The organism is Microbispora sp. NPDC088329 (genome assembly GCF_040685655.1).
In the GTDB taxonomy this organism is placed as follows: domain Bacteria; phylum Actinomycetota; class Actinomycetes; order Streptosporangiales; family Streptosporangiaceae; genus Microbispora.
Genome location: NZ_JBFBIP010000024.1, coordinates 100302 through 117467, shown reverse-complemented (window position 1 = coordinate 117467; position 17166 = coordinate 100302). Strand labels below are relative to the sequence as shown.

General features: G+C 71.3%; 16 protein-coding genes. 7 read left to right on the top strand and 9 right to left on the bottom strand.

The genetic code is table 11. From position 1 onward, the window contains the following. Positions 1-76: 76 nt before the first annotated feature. The 5 genes from recA to AB0O28_RS33220 all read left to right on the top strand — a co-directional run bounded on the left by recA (position 77) and on the right by AB0O28_RS33220 (position 4904). On the top strand, positions 77-1201 hold the full coding sequence (recA, locus tag AB0O28_RS33240) for a recombinase RecA (protein WP_363646530.1): 1125 nt from the start codon (positions 77-79) through the stop codon (positions 1199-1201). Between the two features lie 342 nt (positions 1202-1543). Beyond that, positions 1544-1780 (top strand): hypothetical protein, encoded by a 237-nt coding sequence (locus AB0O28_RS33235; protein ID WP_363646548.1) that lies wholly within the window; start codon positions 1544-1546, stop codon positions 1778-1780. Next, positions 1759-2382: a recombination regulator RecX gene (recX, locus tag AB0O28_RS33230; protein WP_363646547.1), complete on the top strand. Its 624-nt coding sequence runs from the start codon at positions 1759-1761 to the stop codon at positions 2380-2382. The genes AB0O28_RS33235 and recX overlap by 22 nt, the downstream gene beginning before the upstream one ends. A gap of 279 nt (positions 2383-2661) precedes the next feature. Continuing rightward, the gene (gene rny / locus AB0O28_RS33225) at positions 2662-4287 is read left to right on the top strand and encodes a ribonuclease Y (protein WP_363646529.1); all 1626 of its coding nucleotides are present in this window, start codon (positions 2662-2664) and stop codon (positions 4285-4287) included. 470 nt (positions 4288-4757) lie between these two features. Next, positions 4758-4904 (top strand): hypothetical protein, encoded by a 147-nt coding sequence (locus AB0O28_RS33220; RefSeq protein ID WP_363646528.1) that lies wholly within the window; start codon positions 4758-4760, stop codon positions 4902-4904. Positions 4905-4914: 10 nt separating this feature from the next. Here AB0O28_RS33220 and AB0O28_RS33215 read toward each other — a convergent pair whose 3' ends face one another. From AB0O28_RS33215 to AB0O28_RS33190, 6 genes are all read right to left on the bottom strand, one after another. Then, complete coding sequence (locus AB0O28_RS33215) at positions 4915-6831, bottom strand: prolyl oligopeptidase family serine peptidase (protein WP_363646527.1); 1917 nt, start codon at positions 6829-6831, stop codon at positions 4915-4917. Positions 6832-7002: 171 nt separating this feature from the next. Then, on the bottom strand, positions 7003-7749 hold the full coding sequence (locus AB0O28_RS33210; protein ID WP_363646526.1) for a transporter substrate-binding domain-containing protein: 747 nt from the start codon (positions 7747-7749) through the stop codon (positions 7003-7005). A gap of 86 nt (positions 7750-7835) precedes the next feature. Continuing rightward, entirely contained in the window at positions 7836-8711 is an 876-nt protein-coding gene (locus tag AB0O28_RS33205; RefSeq protein ID WP_363646525.1) for an amino acid ABC transporter permease, read from the bottom strand. After that, the gene (locus AB0O28_RS33200; protein WP_363646524.1) at positions 8708-9379 is read right to left on the bottom strand and encodes an amino acid ABC transporter permease; all 672 of its coding nucleotides are present in this window, start codon (positions 9377-9379) and stop codon (positions 8708-8710) included. The genes AB0O28_RS33205 and AB0O28_RS33200 overlap by 4 nt, the downstream gene beginning before the upstream one ends. A gap of 35 nt (positions 9380-9414) precedes the next feature. Beyond that, positions 9415-10248: a glutamate ABC transporter substrate-binding protein gene (locus tag AB0O28_RS33195; protein WP_363646523.1), complete on the bottom strand. Its 834-nt coding sequence runs from the start codon at positions 10246-10248 to the stop codon at positions 9415-9417. A 43-nt stretch (positions 10249-10291) separates the two neighbouring features. Further along, a complete protein-coding gene (locus tag AB0O28_RS33190) occupies positions 10292-11047 on the bottom strand; it encodes an amino acid ABC transporter ATP-binding protein (protein WP_363646522.1) in 756 nt (251 codons plus the stop codon). Positions 11048-11221: 174 nt separating this feature from the next. On the opposite strand from AB0O28_RS33190, the gene AB0O28_RS33185 reads away from it, so the two are divergent. Continuing rightward, the gene (locus tag AB0O28_RS33185; protein WP_363646521.1) at positions 11222-11866 is read left to right on the top strand and encodes a hypothetical protein; all 645 of its coding nucleotides are present in this window, start codon (positions 11222-11224) and stop codon (positions 11864-11866) included. 1 nt (position 11867) lies between these two features. Here AB0O28_RS33185 and AB0O28_RS33180 read toward each other — a convergent pair whose 3' ends face one another. The 3 genes from AB0O28_RS33180 to AB0O28_RS33170 all read right to left on the bottom strand — a co-directional run bounded on the left by AB0O28_RS33180 (position 11868) and on the right by AB0O28_RS33170 (position 15442). Continuing rightward, positions 11868-12506 (bottom strand): response regulator transcription factor, encoded by a 639-nt coding sequence (locus AB0O28_RS33180; RefSeq protein WP_363646520.1) that lies wholly within the window; start codon positions 12504-12506, stop codon positions 11868-11870. Beyond that, a complete protein-coding gene (locus tag AB0O28_RS33175; RefSeq protein WP_363646519.1) occupies positions 12478-14592 on the bottom strand; it encodes a sensor histidine kinase in 2115 nt (704 codons plus the stop codon). The genes AB0O28_RS33180 and AB0O28_RS33175 overlap by 29 nt, the downstream gene beginning before the upstream one ends. 208 nt (positions 14593-14800) lie before the next feature. Beyond that, the gene (locus tag AB0O28_RS33170; protein ID WP_363646518.1) at positions 14801-15442 is read right to left on the bottom strand and encodes a Uma2 family endonuclease; all 642 of its coding nucleotides are present in this window, start codon (positions 15440-15442) and stop codon (positions 14801-14803) included. Positions 15443-15680: 238 nt separating this feature from the next. Between AB0O28_RS33170 and miaB the strand changes: the two genes are divergently transcribed. Beyond that, positions 15681-17141, top strand: coding sequence for a tRNA (N6-isopentenyl adenosine(37)-C2)-methylthiotransferase MiaB (gene miaB, locus AB0O28_RS33165; RefSeq protein WP_363646546.1), 1461 nt, complete (start codon positions 15681-15683; stop codon positions 17139-17141). The last annotated feature ends 25 nt before the right edge of the window (positions 17142-17166 follow it).

Here is a 17166-nt window from a genome sequence, read left to right as displayed (position 1 = left end):
AAGCTCCGGAAAATGTCGGTGGCACCCCGTAGCTTTTCGGTGACCAAGCAGACGACCACCCTCCAGGGGGCACCCAATGGCAATCAACGACCGCGAGAAGGCCCTTGAGACCGCCCTCGCGCAAATCGAGCGGCAGTTCGGCAAGGGCAGCGTCATGCGTCTCGGAGACGACGCGCGTGCCCCGATCGAGGTCATCCCCACCGGTTCCATCGCTCTCGACGTCGCCCTCGGCATCGGCGGCTTCCCCCGCGGCCGGATCGTCGAGGTGTACGGCCCCGAGTCCTCCGGTAAGACGACGGTCGCCCTGCACGCCGTGGCCAACGCACAGAAGGGCGGCGGCATCGCCGCGTTCATCGACGCCGAGCACGCCCTCGACCCCGAGTACGCCAAGAAGCTGGGCGTCGACGTCGACGCGTTGCTCGTCTCCCAGCCGGACACCGGTGAGCAGGCGCTCGAGATCGCGGACATGCTGATCCGCTCCGGCGCCGTCGACATCATCGTGATCGACTCCGTGGCGGCCCTCGTGCCGAAGGCCGAGATCGAGGGCGAGATGGGCGACAGTCACGTCGGTCTCCAGGCCCGCCTCATGTCGCAGGCCCTGCGCAAGGTCGCCGGCGCCTTGAACCAGACCCGGACGACCGCCATCTTCATCAACCAGCTCCGCGAGAAGATCGGCGTCATGTTCGGAAGTCCCGAGACCACCACGGGTGGCAAGGCGCTGAAGTTCTACGCCTCGGTGCGGCTCGACGTGCGCCGGATCGAGACGCTCAAGGACGGCACCGAGCCGGTCGGCAACCGGACCCGGGTGAAGGTCGTCAAGAACAAGATGGCCCCGCCCTTCCGCCAGGCCGACTTCGACATCCTCTATGGCATGGGCATCTCCCGCGAGGGCGGGCTGATCGACATGGGCGTCGAGCACGGGTTCGTGCGCAAGGCCGGCGCCTGGTACACGTACGAGGGCGACCAGCTCGGGCAGGGCAAGGAGAACGCCCGCAACTTCCTGAAGAACAACCCCGACATCGCCAACGAGATCGAGAAGAAGATCAAGGAGAAGCTCGGCGTCGGGCCGCGGATCGACGCGCCGAGCGAGCCCGCCGCCGCTCCGGCGGCACCGCCCGCTCCCGCGTCCGGCCGGGCCCCCGCTTCTGCGTCCGGCCGGGGCAGCAAGGCGGCCAGCGCGCCCAAGCCGGGTGACGTCTGAGCGCAGACATGAGGCGCGACGAGCTCCCCGGCCCGGACGACGAGATCGGGCCGGGGGACTGGAACTCCGGGCCCTGGGGGTCTGCGGATGATTCGCCCGGTTCTGCCGGGGACGCATCCGCGACGATCGCCGCCCTGCGTGAGGAGATCCGGCGGACGGAACTCGGTCAGGTGGGCATCGGTCGGGCAGCGTTCGGCCGGGCGGAGGCCACGGAGGCGGGACAGGCGGCCGGCCGGGCCGGACGCCGGCGTCAGGGACGTGGCAGCCGGCGGGGAGACCGGGCAGGTCTGAGCGAACAGGCAGCGCTGGGAGAACACGGCCCGCTGGGAGAACACCACGCGCTTGCAGAACACGGCGCGCCGGGAGAACATCACGAGCTCAACGAACACGGCCCGCTGGGAGAACACCACGCGCCTGCAGAACACGGCGCGCCGGGAGAACATCACGAGCTCAACGAACACGGCCCGCTGGGAGAACACCACGCGCCTGCAGAACATGGTGCGCTGGGTGAACATGGTGCGCTGGGCGAACACGGCGCGCTCGGAGAACACGGTGCGCTGGGTGAACAGGCGGGCCTGAAAGAACGGGGAGCGCCGAGACGCCGGCGAAAGCGTGAGCGGTCGGGTGGATGGCCGCCCGACGGGCCGCAGGAGGGGAGCGCGGCGAGCGAGGGGCCGCCGGCCGATCCCGAGGCGGTGGCCAGGGCCATCTGCCTGCGGCTGCTGACGATGGCGCCCAAGACCCGGGCCCAGCTCGCGGACGCGTTGCGCAAGCGGGACGTCCCCGACGAGGCGGCGAACGCCGTGCTGGAGCGGTTCTCCGAGGTCGGGCTCATCGACGACGAGGCGTTCGCCGCCGCGTGGGTGAGCTCCCGGCACGCCGGTCGCGGGCTCGCCCGCCGTGCGCTCGCCCAGGAACTGCGGCAGCGTGGCGTCGCCGAGGAGACGGTCAAGGACGCCGTCGGGCGGCTCGATCCGGACGAGGAGGCCGAGACCGCGCGCACACTCGTGGAGCGGAAGCTGGCCGCCACCCGCGGGGTGGAGCCGCGGGCGCGCATGCGAAGATTGGTCGGCATGCTGGCCCGCAAGGGCTACTCGCCGGGCCTGGCCTTCCGCGTGGTCCGAGAGGCGATCGAGGCTGAAGGCAGCCCTGCAGATGGGCTTCCGGATACTTTCGAGTGAGCCATAGCACCATGCCAAAGTCACTTGACAGGGCATCTTTGCTTGCTCGTTACCTCTCTGACGCTTAATCTCGACCGCAGTGAGGAGTTACTCCGCGCAGCGCGGATTGCCATAACGGTGTACCACGACGGACGAGAGACATTGACCGGCCTCCGGGCCATATCGGTCGCCCTTCGGGGCGTCGGGCATTGCGACGATATTTGTCCTGGTGACGCCACCGGGCGCTGCCGTGCTGCGCGTGTGACCCCTGCCACAAGTTGTCGTGAGGGGTGAGCGCGCATGGACACGATCGTGATCGTTCTTGCGGTTGCGGTAGTGCTGCTGGCTCTCGTGATGATCGCCGCCCTCGTCATAGTCATGCGCCGCACCGGCGGTGTCGTCACTCCGCCCGGCCCCTCGCCCGAGCAGCTCGCCGAGGTGAAGACCGAGGTCAACGAGGAACTCGAACGAGCCAGACGTGAGGCCGAAGAGATCCGCACGAAGGCGGAGCGTGACGCGGGGGAGATTCTCAGGAAGTCCGAGACACTGGCCGACAGCGCCGCGCTGATGCGCAAGGAGGTCGAGGAGGAGGCACGCCTCCTCAAGACGGAGCTCAAGGAGCTGCGTTCCGACCTCGAACGGCGGGAGAACCGGCTGGCCGAGCGTGAGCAGCGGCTCGACGAGGAGGCGCGCAGGCAGACCGAGCGGGCCCGCAAGCTGGCCGAGACCGAGACCGAGCTGGCCGACCGTCGCGAGGAGCTCGAGCGGGTGGCCGAGCGGCGCAAGGAGATCCTGGAGCGAGTCGCCGGCCTGACGGCCGAGCAGGCGAAGACGGAGCTGGTCAAGGAGATCGAGAACCAGGCCAAGCGCGAGGCCGCGCTGATCGTCCGGGAGATCGAGAGCGAGGCCCGGAAGGAGGGCGAAAAACGCGCCTGCAAGATCGTGACGCTGGCCGTGCAGCGGGTCGCCACCGAGCAGACGGCCGAGTCGGTGGTGAGCGTCCTCCATCTGCCCGGCGACGAGATGAAGGGCCGCATCATCGGCCGCGAGGGCCGCAACATCAGGGCCTTCGAATCCACCACCGGAGTCAATCTGATCATCGATGACACACCGGAGGCGGTGCTGCTGTCGTGCTTCGACCCGGTCCGCAGGGAGACGGCCAGGCTGACGCTGGAGAAGCTGGTGCTCGACGGCCGGATCCACCCCCAGCGGATCGAGGAGGCGTACGAGCGCAGCAAGGCCGAAGTGCGGGACCTGTGCGTACGGGCGGGAGAGGACGCGCTGGTCGAGCTGGGCATCACCGAGATGCACCCCGAGCTGATCACCCTGCTGGGGCAGCTCCGCTACCGCACCTCCTACGGCCAGAACGTGCTCAAGCACCTGATCGAGTCGGCGCACATCGCCGGGATCATGGCTTCCGAGCTGCGACTCGACCGTGACCTCGTCAAGCGCTGCGCGCTGCTGCACGACATCGGCAAGGCCCTCACCCACGAGGTCGAGGGCAGCCACGCGATGATCGGCGCGGAGATCGCCCGGCGGTACGGCGAGCACGAGGACGTCGTCCACGCCATCGAGGCGCACCACAACGAGGTGGAGGTCAGGACCGTCGAGGCGGTTCTCACCCAGGCCGCGGACGCGATCAGCGGCAGCCGTCCGGGCGCCCGACGGGAGTCCCTGGAGGCGTACGTCAAGCGGCTGGAGCGCCTGGAGGAGATCGCCTCGTCCTACGAGGGAGTCGACAAGGTCTTCGCCATGCAGGCGGGCCGGGAGATTCGGGTGATGGTGCGGCCCGACAACGTCGACGACATCCAGGCCCAGGTCATCGCCAGGGACGTCGCCAAGCAGGTCGAGGAGGAGTTGACCTATCCGGGCCAGATCCGGATCACCGTGGTCCGCGAGTCCCGCGCCACCGAGTTCGCCCGCTAGCGAAGTGTCCATGAACCTCGGCGGGGCCGGTCGCCGCGCCGGAAGCGACCTTCGGCCCTCGCTCCGCTCCCCGGTCCGGTGAGCTGGGCCGGTGAGCTGGGCCGGTGAGCTGTCGTGGACAGTGCCTCGGCGACATGTCTTCCAGCGGGCCGAGCCCCCGCCTGATCGGTCCGCCGGGGCGGGAGAACGACACCCGCCGGTGCCCGATGCGGCGTCACCTGGCCGACGAGGCAGAAGGCCCCCGCCCACTGCTGGGCGGGGGCCCGGTCATGTGGGGACGCCCCGGTGGGCCGCCCCCTGGCCAGGCGGTCAAGCCTTTCGGCTGAGCGCGTCGGCGAGGTCGTTGAGCGCCTCGGCCGGCGTCGCCTGCGCGCCGACGAAGGTGTCGAGCTGGTGGGAGACGGCCCGCAGCTGCGCCACGGCGGCGTTCTTCTGCGGCCCGCCGGCGAACCGCTCGGCCCGGTCGACGAATGGGAGCGCTGACCATGGTGGAGCGGCTCTTCGGCGATGGGAGAGGCGAGGAGTCAGAGATCAACCAGTTCGTCACCCATGCCGACGCGGATCAGCGCATCGAGATCGACCGCATGCGCACGCTCCTCGCCGAGACGGACGGGTGACCGGTCCCACTCATCGGAAGATCTGCAGGTAGAACGACAGCTCGGCGGCGAGGGCCGCGGCCCTGGTCTCCAGCCGCCGGAACCCGTGAGCCTCGCCCTCGAACGTCAGATAGGTGCAGGGCACGCCGCGCGCCGTCAGGCGGTCGGCGAACGCCCGGGACTGGGACGGCGGCACGACCGGATCGGCGAGTCCCTGCATGAGCAGCATGGGACAGTTCACCCGGCCGGCCCGGGCCAGCGGCTCGCGCTCGTCGTACCGGTCCTCGGGACCGACCAGCCACTCCACGTACCGCGACTCGAAGTCGTGGGTGACCGCGACGAGGGGCGCGAGCGCGCTGACGCCCGCCACCGACACGCCGCCCGCGAAGACGTCCGACGCGCCGCAGGCGGCCATGACCGTCCAGCCGCCCGCGCTCGCCCCGCGTACGGCGATCCGGGCGGGGTCGGCGAGCCCCTCGGCGACCAGCCACTTCGCCGCGGCGACGGTGTCCTCCACGTCGGTGACGCCCCACTTGCCACGCAGGCGCTCCCGGTAGGCGCGGCCGTACCCGGTGGACCCCCCGTAGTTGACGTCGAGCACGCCGATGCCGCGGCTGGTGAAGAACGCCTTCTCCAGGCTGAGTTCGCTCGTCGAGTGGGCGGTCGGCCCGCCGTGCACGAAGACGACGTACGGGGCGCCGCCCTCGTCCGCCCGCTCGTGTGGATCCCGGTCCGGCGGATACAGGTACGCGTGGACCCGGCCGCCCTGCCCGGCCTCGAACTCCACGGCGTGGGGCCGCGGGAGGACGGCGGCTTCGGGGAGCTCGTCGACCTCCCGCCGCAACTGCTCGGCGCTGCCGGTGGCGGCGTCGATCCGGACGACCGAGCGCGGCGTGTCCGGCCCGTAGCCGATGCCCGCGAGCACGTCGCCGTCGGTGTCCAGCACGGGCGACCATCCCCGGAACGGGACATCGAGGTCGCTCAGCCCGCCCGTGTCCGGGTCGAGGACGCCCAGGCGCAGGTCGCCGCGCCCGTGCAGGACGGCGAGCCGTCCGTCGGCCAGCACGGCGTACGGCAGGCCGCCGAGCTGCCACAGCGGCCCGGCGAACTCCTCCTCGGCCGGGCACAGGGCCTCGCACGACGCCCCGGACACATCCACTCGGTAGAGGTTCCACCAGCCGGACCGGTCCGAAACGGCGTACAGGCGCCGCGCGTCGCACCACGCAGGCGCGAGGACCGACTCGGCCGGCCCGCCCAGCACCGTCCACGTGGCGCCGTCGGACAGCCGCGTGACCCGCAACTCGGTCCCGGTCCAGGGCATGTGCGGGTGGTTCCAGCAGATGTAGGCGAGGTGCCGGCCGTCAGGGGACGGTGTGGGCGAGGCGTAGAAGTCGCTGCCGGTCACCGGCTCGGCGATCTCGTGGTCCCCGGTCAGCGCCACGGACACGATCGAACGGGTGACCTTGCCGTCGTGGTGGTGGCGTTCCCGGACGCACCATACGAGCGGGCCCGCGGGGCCGTCCTGGACCCGCAGGTCGCCATAGCGCAGCGCGCCCGGCTCCTCGGGATCCGGCGTGACCGGGCGGGGCGGCTCCGCGCCCGGGCCGGGCTCGCCGCCCGCGTGCGGCCGGGCGAGATAGAGCCGCTGATCGGGGTGGTGCGCGAAGACGACGCCGTGGCCGGGCACGACGGCGTAGGACCGCCCGCCGTACTCGTGGACGCGCGTACGGGCGTCCCAGGGCGCGGGAAGCAGGTCGGTGAGGGAGCCGTCGGCGGCCGCATGGACGACCGTACGGCGACCGCCCTCCATGGGGCGGTCCTCCTCCCACCACGTCTCCCCGCCCAGCACGGTCGGGAAGCCGAGCCGGAGGCCGGCGCGTGCCACGTCGGTGGTGGAGATGGGCGAGGGCCGTGGCGAGAACGGCCTCGGGCCAGGCGTGGGGGGCATGACCGCATCCTGCCGGACGAGCCCGGTCCCGGGGGCGCGAATGCGGGCAGGAAGCGCGGAAAACTGCACGCGACATCACGCCTCGCGAGCGCTCCGGCCGACGAGGCCCGGCAGAGCCCGTCAGACGAACGGCGCGGTTGTACCGCGACGCCCCGTGCCTGACCTCTGTGATCAGTACACCTGGTCGAGGGGTGGGGGAGCGGTGTAGCGGGTCGCGAGCGCGCCGAGCTGGTCGATGACCGTCCGTTTCCAGGTGCCGTCCTCGAACATCCGGCGCAGTGCCTCCTCGACCTGGTCGCGCAGCGCGGGCGTCCCGGCGGCGATGCCGTACTTCTCGGTGGCCAGGGGCCTGCCGCTGAAGCGGAACCTGCCGGGATACTGCGCCGACAGCCCGGCGAGCACGGGGGCGTCGGCCACGATCGCGTCGGTCCGGCCGGAGGCCAGCAGCGGCGCACAGGCCGCCGGCAGGTTCGCCTCGGCGAGGAAGAACCGCCGCCAGCGGTCGCCGAACCTCTTCACGAGTGGCTCGGCGGACTCCCGGGTGGCGCAGACGCGCTTGCGGGTGAGGTCGCGCGGGCGGCGGATGGACAGGTCGCCGTTCCGGACCAGGATGTCGGTGCTGGTCACGAGGTAGGGGCCGGCGACGAAGCGGGAACCGGGCGGGCCGGTGGCGCCGACGACGAGATCGGCCCGCGCGGGGTCGAGTGTGTAGACGACCTGGTCGTCGCGGTAGCCGAGCACCCGGGCGACGTACTGCGCGACCTCGATGTCGAAGCCGCTGTAGCGCCCGTCGGGGAGCCGGGTGACCAGACCCGGCTGCCCGGAGCGCACGGCGATCACCAGCGTGCCGTCGTTCCCGCATCCACCGGACAGGAACGCGGCCGCCAGGACGCCGACCACGGCAACGCCACGCCACACGCGCTCAATATCGAGGTCGCGCGCGTCCTTGCGCCAGCAGCGACACGGCAAAGATCCGTTTACCCGCGAGCCGCACGGGTCACCGGTCAGCGCATCAGCGCGACCTCGCCGCCCGCGGCCGCCTCGGCGGCGGCGGGGTCGGCCGCGACCTTGCGGCTGCGCCTGCTGCGCCGTTCCAGCCAGGTGGCGAGGTAGCCGAGCGCCAGGTTGATCGCGATGTAGACGGCCGCGATGACGATGACCGAAGGGATCAGGTTGGCGTAGTTGGCCGGCACCACGCGGGCACCCGCGTTCAGCAGGTCGGCGTACGCCACGACGAATCCGAGCGCGGTGTCCTTGAGCAGCACCACGAGCTGACTCACGATCGCGGGCATCATCGCGGTGACCGCCTGCGGCAGCAGGATCAGCCGCATCACCTGGTTCTTGCGCAGGCCCATGGCGTGTCCCGCCTCGGCCTGGCCGCGCGGCACGGCGAGGATGCCGGCGCGCACGATCTCGGCCAGGACCGACCCGTTGTAGACGGTGAGACCGAAGACCACGGCCGCGAACTCGGTCACGACCATGCCCGCGAGGCTTCCGCCGTACTGCGCGAAGAAGATCAGCATGAGCACCGGGACCGCGCGGAAGGCCTCGACGACCACCGCGGCCGGGACGCGCACCCAGCGGTGGTCCGACAGGCGCGCGATGCCGAACACGGCCCCGAACAGCAGCGCGAGCACTGCGGCGACCGCGGCGGCGGCCAGCGTGTTGAGCAGCCCGGGCAGGATCAGCTCGGTCCAGGTGTCGGCCCGCAGGAACGGCTGCCACAGCTCGCCGTTCCACTGGCCCTTCTCGCTGAACTTGGTCCACACGAAGTACGCGACCAGCAGCAGGACGACGCCGAACGCGAGGGTCAGCGCATTGTTGCGCAGCCGGGCCCGCGGGCCCGGGACGTCGTAGAGGACGGTGGCGCGATCGGTCATCGGGCCACCGCCAGACGCCGGGCCAGCCGCCCGGCCAGGAGGTTCATGGGGAGGGTCAGCACGACGAACCCGGCGGCGAAGCCGAGGAAGACGGGGATGACCGCGTCTCCGTGGGCGTCGAACAGGTTCTTCATCCGCAGCGCCGCCTCCATGACGCCGATCGCGGCCGCGACCGTCGTGTTCTTGACCAGCGCGTTCAGCAGGCTGCCGAGCGGCGCGATGACCGTGCGCACCGCCTGGGGGAGGATCACCAGGCGGAGCGTCTGCAGGAACGTCAGCCCGATCGCCCTGGCCGCCTCCGCCTGCCCGAGTGGCACGGTGTTGATCCCGGACCGTACGACCTCGCACACGAAGGCGGAGGTGTAGGCCGACAACCCGATGATCGACAGCCAGAAGCTGTTGAGCGACAGGTCGTCCCGGGAGAACTGGACGTTCATCACCGTGCCCAGGCCGAGCCCGCAGAACACGATGATCAATGTGAGGGGCGTGTTGCGCAGCACGTTGACGTACAGCGCGCCCGCCCCTCTCAGCACCGGCAGCGGACTGACGCGCATGGCCGCCAGCACGATCCCCCAGACCAGCGAGATGACCCCGCTGACCACCGTGAGCTTCACCGTCAGCCAGAACGCGCCGAGGATGACGGGAAGCTCGTCGACGACGGCCTCCACCGCCGGCCTCCTCTCAGTGCCGCTTCCGTGCCGTCCTAGTACCGCTCGACGGACGGCGGCGTCGTGAAGTACTTGCCGAACTCGCCGAGGTTGGCGTCGAGGGCCTTGCGCCAGCTGCCGTCCTTGAAGAACTTCTCGATCGCGGTGTTGATCGCGTCGCGGCCGGCCTTGTCGTCCATCTTGATGCCGATGCCGTACTTCTCCTCGCTGAACGGCTGGCCGACGAGCTTGAACTTGCCGGGGCGCTGGGCGGCGAACCCGGCGAGGATCGTCGCGTCCGTGGAGATCGCGTCGACCTGCTTGTTCTCCAGCAGTGGCAGGCAGGCGCCGTACCCCTGCTGCTGGGTGAGGTTCTTCGACTCCCAGTCGGGGCCGAACTTGTCGGCGAGCCGCTTCGGCGACGAGGAGCCCTGCGCGCCGCAGACCTTCTTGTCCTTCAGCGAGTCGACCCCGGTGATCGAGGTGTCGTCGGCGCGGACGAGGATGTCCTGGCCGGTCACCAGGTAGGGCCCGGCGAAGGAGATCTTCTTCTTCCGCTCGTCGGTGATGGAGTAGGTCGCGATGACCATGTCCACCTGGCCCTGCTGGATGAACGGCTCGCGGTTGGCCGACTGGGCCTCCTTGAACGTGATCCCGCTCTCGGGCACGCCGAGTTCCTTGGCGACGTACTTCGCCACGTCGACGTCGAACCCGCCGTAGCCGCCGTCGGGCTTCTTCAGCCCCCAGCCCGGCTGGTCGATCTTGATGCCGACGACGAGCTTCTTGTCGTTCTTCGCCTTGTCGACGATCGAGTCAGCCCCGGAGTTACCGCAGGCCGTCAGGCCGGTTGCCAGGGCGGCGAGCGCAAGCAGGCCGGCTCCGAATCGCATCCGTGTCACCTTTCGCTTTTGTGGAGCTTGTTGTGAGCGGGAATCAGTGGGTGAGAATCTTGGAGAGGAAGTCGCGGGCGCGCTCGGTGCTCGGCTGGGTGAAGAACTCCGAGGGCTCGCCCTCCTCGACGATCTGGCCGTCGGCCATGAAGACGACCCGGTTGGCCGCCCTGCGGGCGAAGCCCATCTCGTGGGTGACGACCATCATCGTCATGCCGTCCCTGGCCAGGCCGGTCATCACGTCGAGCACCTCCTGGACCATCTCGGGGTCGAGGGCCGAGGTGGGCTCGTCGAAAAGGATCATCTTGGGGTCCATGGCCAGCGCGCGGGCGATGGCCGCGCGCTGCTGCTGGCCTCCGGACAACTGGGCGGGGTACTTGCTCGCCTGCGAGGCGATGCCGACCCGTTCGAGCAGCTCCATGCCCCGCTGCTCGGCCTGCTGCCGGGAGACCTTGCGCACCCTGGTCGGGCCGAGCGTGACGTTCTCCAGGATCGTCTTGTGAGAGAACAGGTTGAAGGATTGGAAGACCATTCCCACCTCGGACCGCAGGCGGGCGAGGGCCCTACCCTCCGCGGGCAGCTCCTGGCCGTCGAAGACGATGGCCCCGCTGTCGATGGTCTCCAGCCGGTTGATCACCCGGCACAGCGTCGACTTGCCGCTACCGGACGGGCCGATGATCACGACCACCTCGCCCCGGCCCACGTTCAGGTCGATGTCCCTGAGCACGTGCAGCGGACCGAAATGCTTGTTGACTCCCTCCAGCCTGACAAGCGGGGCGGCACCACTGTTCTCCGTCATGGTCATCAAACGTAGGGGTGTCAAGACGACCAAGTCACTAACGTCCCGGTACCGAATCGGTCACATCCTGGCTGCTCAGGACATCGCTCCCGGCCCACCCGTACGGCCGGCCCATGTGGCCCGGGACGCGGTCCCGGTTGGCTCCTGCCGATCTCTCGTCGTCCAGGAGCGCAGATGCTGAAAAATCCGGACCTGTTCCGTAAGACCGTCGCGGGCGCCGCCATGCTGGCGTGGCCCGTCCTGCTGGGCCTGGCCTTCCTGACCTCGCCCCCGGGCACCGAGCACGATCCCGCGGTGTTCCGCGCGAGTCCGGTGCAGGTGCAGGCCAGCGCGCTGCTGTTCCAGTGGGCGACCGTCTGCCTGGTCCCGGTGGTCCTCGGGCTCGCCCATCTGCTGCGCCGGCGCGCGCCGCGTACCGGCAACATCGGCGCGGCCGTCGGCCTGGCAGGCGCGGTCACCGCCGCCTGTCTGTTCATGACCGACTTCTACGACCTGGCGCTGGCGCTCAGCCTTCCGGACGCCCCGGCCGCCCGGGTGACCGAGGTGGCCGGCGCGCTCGGCGGCTTCGTGTACGGCGTCCTCCTGCCGGGCTTCCTCCTCCACGCTGGTCTGCTGGTGCTGCTGACGGGCCTGGCGGCGGTGCGGCGCGCGCCGTGGTGGGTCCCGGTGGCGGCGCTCGCGGGCACCTGCGGACCGTTTCTCACGATCGAGCAGCCGCCGGCCGTTCAGGCCATCGGGTCGCTGTTCCACCTCGCGGCGTACGGCACCGTCGCCCTGAAGGTCCTGCGCATGCCCGTGGAGGACTGGCGGGCCGCCTGACCTAGAGACCCGACTCTCTGGCCCGCATGATCGCCGCGGCCCGGTCGGCCACGCGCAGCTTCGCGAAGATGCTGGACACGTGGTTGCGCACGGTCTTCTGGCTCAGCCCGAGCCGGGCCGCGATCTGCACGTTCGTCAGGTGGCCCGCGACCAGACCGAGGATCTCCCGCTCGCGCGGGGTGAGCTCGGGGAAGCTCGGTTCCGGTTTCCCGCCGAGGCCGGAGAAGTAGCCCATCAGCCGTCCGGCGAGGGCGGGGCCGAAGATCGCCTCGCCCTCGGCCACGGCCAGGATCGCCCGTACGAGTTCGGCCCGCCGCGCGCCCTTGAGCACGTACCCGCGTGCCCCCGCGCGCAGTGCCGCGAAAACCGCGTCGTCGTCGTCCGCCATGCTGAGGACGAGGACCCGCACGTGCGGGTTGTCCCTCGTGATCCGCTCGGTCGCGGCCACCCCGCCCATGCCCGGCATCGCGAGGTCCATCAGCACGACGTCGGGTTGCACGCGGGGGAGCAGGGCGAGGGCCTGCTCGCCGCTGGCCGCCTCGTCGGCGACCTCCATCTCCTCAACCGGCCGAAGAAGCGCGCGCAGCCCCGCGCGGAACGCCGCGTGGTCGTCAACCAGCAGCACGCGGATCGGCTCCATCGCCCGCCTCCCGTCTCGTGTCCCACACCGTGGCACCGGCTGTGTCCGGGGCCGTGATCCCGGCCATCTCCGGGGCCGGGTTGCGTGCCGTGTTCAGGGCCGGAAGGCGGGCCAGCACCCGCGTCCCGCCACCGGGCCGCGGGCCGATCACACAGGTGCCGCCGAGCTCGGCGGCACGCTCGCGCATCGAGGCCGTGCCGACCCCGGGCCGGGCGGACGCCGGGCCCGCGGCCGCGTGAGGCTCGCCGCCCTCGTCGGCGATCTCCACTTCCAGCGCGCCGCCGGTCATGCCGAGCCGTACGCGCACTCGTCCGGCCCCCGCATGGCGGCGGGCGTTCGCCAGCGCCTCGGCGGCGATCCGGTAGGCCGCCACCTCCACGGCCGCGGGCAGCGCCGGGAGGGTCTCCTCGATCTCGACGTCGACCTCGACGCCGGGCAGCCGGGCCGCGTGCGATCTGATCGCCCCGGCCAGGCCCAGCGTGTCGAGGGCCGGCGGCCGCAACCCCTCCACCAGCGTCCGCACGTCGGCCATCGCCGTGCGGGCGTCGGTCATGATCTCTTCGAGCATCGCCAGGGCGTCCGGATCGCGCACCATGTCCTGCACGGCCTCCGCCCGCATGGTCAACGCGGCCAGGGTCGGCCCGAGGCCGTCGTGCAGGTCGCGGCGCAGCCGCCGCCGCTCCTCCTCGCGCGCCGTCACCAGCCGTTCGCGCGAGCGCCGCAGGTCCGTGGACAGCCGTACGGCGTGTACGGCGATCCCCGTCTGCCGGGCGAGGTCGGCGAGAACCCGGCGGTCCCTCGCGCCGAGCCCGCTCTCGCCCGGACGTGGGGACAGGACCAGGTCGCCCACCGGCTCGCCCCGGTGCACGAGCGGCAGCCGTACGGCGCCGGGGGAGGGCACGCCGTAGGCGTGAGTCGGTCCACCGGCGACCTCGACCGCGACGTGCGGCAGGCGCAGCGCCTCCGCCACCGACCGGGCGGCCGCGGCGAGCACCGCCCCCGGCTCCGCCGCCGCCTCCTCCAGACGCCTGCCCAGCAGGGCCAGCGCCGCGTACGGATCGTCTCGCCTGCCGTACATCACGAGGTTGACGGCGCGTTGCAACCGCTCGCGCAGCGGCGCGAAGACGAGGGCGACCACCCCGGCGGCGGCCACCGACACCGGCAACCCGCCCGCCGCGCGGAACACCGCGCCGAGATAGGTGACCGCGAGCACGTAGCCGCCGAACACGCACGCCGACAGCAGCACGTAGACGAGCGTGCGGTTGATGACGAGGTCGATGTCGAACAGGCCGTGCCGCAGCACCGCCACCGCGGCGGCGGCCGGAAGCAGGCAGGCCGCGAACGTGCCGAGCAGCTCCCAGAACGGGCTGGTGATGGGCCAGATGGAGCGGGGGTCGCCGTCGGCGAGGCCCGCGGCCAGCCGCCCCGCGACGATCAGCCCGGCGAGCCCCGCGGCGTACCCGAGCCACTTGAGCTGCTCCCGTTCGCCGGCGTCGCCGCGTCCGGCCCGGCGGACGAGACCGGCCGCGCCCGTCACGAACAGGGCGCCCATGAGCCCGGTCGTCAGCGGCTCGACGAACGGCGCGACGACGGCGAGCGCGGGCACCCCGAGAGGGTTCGGCAGCGGTGTGCCCCAGCCGACCTGGTGGCTGGGGCCGGGCAGCAGGGCGCTCAGCGTGGTCATCACGGCGGCGACCGCGGCGAGCGTCCACAGGGCCGCCCGCCACCGGCGGGATGACGGCCGTCCCGACGGGAAGAACGCCGGCACGGCGGCGGCCGACAGGTTGGCGGGGACCCACAGCCACGTCTGCGGCCAGGCCATCGGAGTCGCGAACGGCAGCCCGGCCAGCGCGTAGTGCCCGGTCGCGTCCAGTGCCGCGAAGCACAGGCCGCAGGCCGCCATCAGCCACCCGACGGCGTTGCCCGGACGCCGGGCGGTGATCAGGCCGCCGACCAGTCCGCAGACGGCGACGAAGATGAGGTGACTCTGGGCGAACAGCCCGGCGCCGTTGCGGTGGCCGAGCACCAGGGCCGCGGCGACAAGGAGCAGGGTGAGGGCGCAGACCGCCCACGCAGTACGCCGCACCGCCCGCCTCCTCCACGCGCCTCCGGCGCGACCGCTGAGTGGGCTCAGGCTAGCGACCGAAATGCCCAGGCGAACAGGACAATGTCCCAGGACATTTCGTGCAAGTTTGCTGAAACCGGCGGCTGACTGTTCGCACGAGGTGGTCCCCATTCGAGGGCCGCGCCGCGCCTCGCGAGCCGGATGGGGGGCACTGCGGGCCGCTCACGCGTCACATCCTGGAGAGTGCCTCGGGGTCGACGGTCACCTTGAACGGCTCGGCGACGGCGACCGCCTCGCCCGCTCCGATCCGGTGCGTCAGCTGATACTGGCCGTCCTCGTCGAGCCGATGCGTGGATACAACCGGGAGCCGATCGGCGGCCTGCCCGCGGAAGGGGTGGGTCTCGACTCGCCAGAAACAGGGAATGCCGGCCTCGGCGTACTTGGCGGGCTTCACCACTCGATCGGTCATAGTGGTGGAGCGCGAGACGATCTCCACGACCAGGCGCACCCACTCCGGCCGGACGACCGATGCGCCCTCGCGGATCGGCTGCCTGTCGACGACCATGACATCCGGGATGACCCCCGGCCTGCCGTCGAGGAGCAACCCGGCAGCGGTGATCGCCACCAACTCCTCGGGGGCCGCCTCGTGGAGGGCCGCGCGCAGGTTGTCGCCGATCCACTGATGCATCGGGAGCGGTGCGGGGGACACGATGAGACTCCCGTCGATGAGCTCGTAGCGGCTGCCGTCGTCCGCCTGCGCGTTGAGCTCGAACCACTCCTCGACGCCGAGCTCGCCCGGGACGCGCCAGGGGCTCCCGGCCGCCCGCGCCTCGTGGGCCTGCATCGGCGCCTCCGTGGATCGTGCGGGCATCGCCATCGAGGCTCACCTCTCAGCAATAGGTCCGTTCTCAGTGTCGCACGCGTTCGTCGTCGTACCCTATCGTCGCTCTCCGTGCTCGAGTGAGTGCACGATGTTTCCGTACGGGTGGGGGTGGGGAAGCGCCTACCCTTGTAATGCGATGACTGCGACCACACAGACTGCGACCGCACGCGGCGCCGAAGGCGCGACAGCGGCACGGGGCGCCGAGGGCGCGACCCGGACCTACGAGGTGCGGACCTACGGCTGCCAGATGAACGTGCACGACTCCGAGCGGCTTTCCGGGCTCCTGGAGGACGCGGGATACGTCCGCGCCGCCGAAGGGGAGACACCGGACGTCGTCGTGTTCAACACCTGTGCCGTGCGGGAGAACGCCGACAACCGGCTCTACGGCAACCTGGGCCACCTGCGGCCGATCAAGATGGCCCGCGAGGGCATGCAGATCGCCGTCGGAGGGTGCCTGGCGCAGAAGGACCAGGGCGAGATCGTCCGCCGGGCCCCCTGGGTGGACGTCGTCTTCGGCACCCACAACATCGGGTCGCTGCCGGTGCTGCTGGAGCGGGCCCGGATCGCCGAAGAGGCCCAGGTCGAGATCAAGGAGTCCCTGGAGACCTTCCCCTCGACGCTGCCGAGCCGCCGCGAGTCGGCGTACGCCGCCTGGGTGGCTATCTCGGTCGGGTGCAACAACACCTGCACGTTCTGCATCGTGCCGTCGCTGCGCGGCAAGGAGAAGGACCGCCGCCCCGGCGACATCCTCAACGAGGTGCGCACCCTCGTCGACCAGGGCGTCCTGGAGATCACCCTGCTGGGGCAGAACGTCAACACCTACGGCGTGGAGTTCGGCGATCGGCTGGCGTTCGGCAAGCTGCTGCGGGCCTGCGGGGACATCGAGGGCCTGGAGCGGGTCCGCTTCACCTCGCCCCACCCGGCCGCCTTCACCGACGACGTGATCGCCGCCATGGCCGAGACGCCGAACGTGATGCACCAGCTGCACATGCCGCTGCAGTCCGGCTCCGACCGCGTCCTCAAGGCCATGCGCCGGTCGTACCGGTCCGAGCGCTACCTCGGGATCATCGAACGTGTCCGGGCCGCGATGCCGGACGCGGCGATCTCGACCGACATCATCGTGGGCTTCCCCGGTGAGACCGAGGAGGACTTCCAGCAGACCCTCGACGTCGTACGGCAGTCGCGCTTCGCCAACGCGTTCACGTTCCAGTACTCCATCCGGCCCGGCACCCCGGCCGCGACGATGGAGGACCAGGTGCCCAAGGCCGTGGTGCAGGAGCGGTACGAGCGCCTGGTGGCCCTCCAGGAGGAGATCTCCTGGGAGGAGAACAAGAAGCAGGTGGGGCGCACTCTGGAGGTGCTGGTCGCCGAGGGCGAGGGCCGCAAGGACGACGCCACCCACCGCCTGTCCGGCCGGGCCGCCGACAACCGTCTCGTCCACCTCGCCGCGTCCGATGTCGCCGCCGACGCGCGTCCCGGTGACATGGTCACGGTCGAGGTGACCTACGCCGCGCCGCACCACCTGGTCGCCGACAAGGTCCTGTCCGTACGGCGGACGCGCGCGGGCGACGCCTGGGAGGCCCGGCAGGCCGCCCCGCAGCGGGGCAACGCGGTCAGCCTGGGCATGCCCACCATCGGCCGTCCGGCCCCGCTCCCCGCCGAGCCGCCCGCCTGCTCGGCAGTCTGACGGCCCGTGGGCCGAGTGCCCGGCC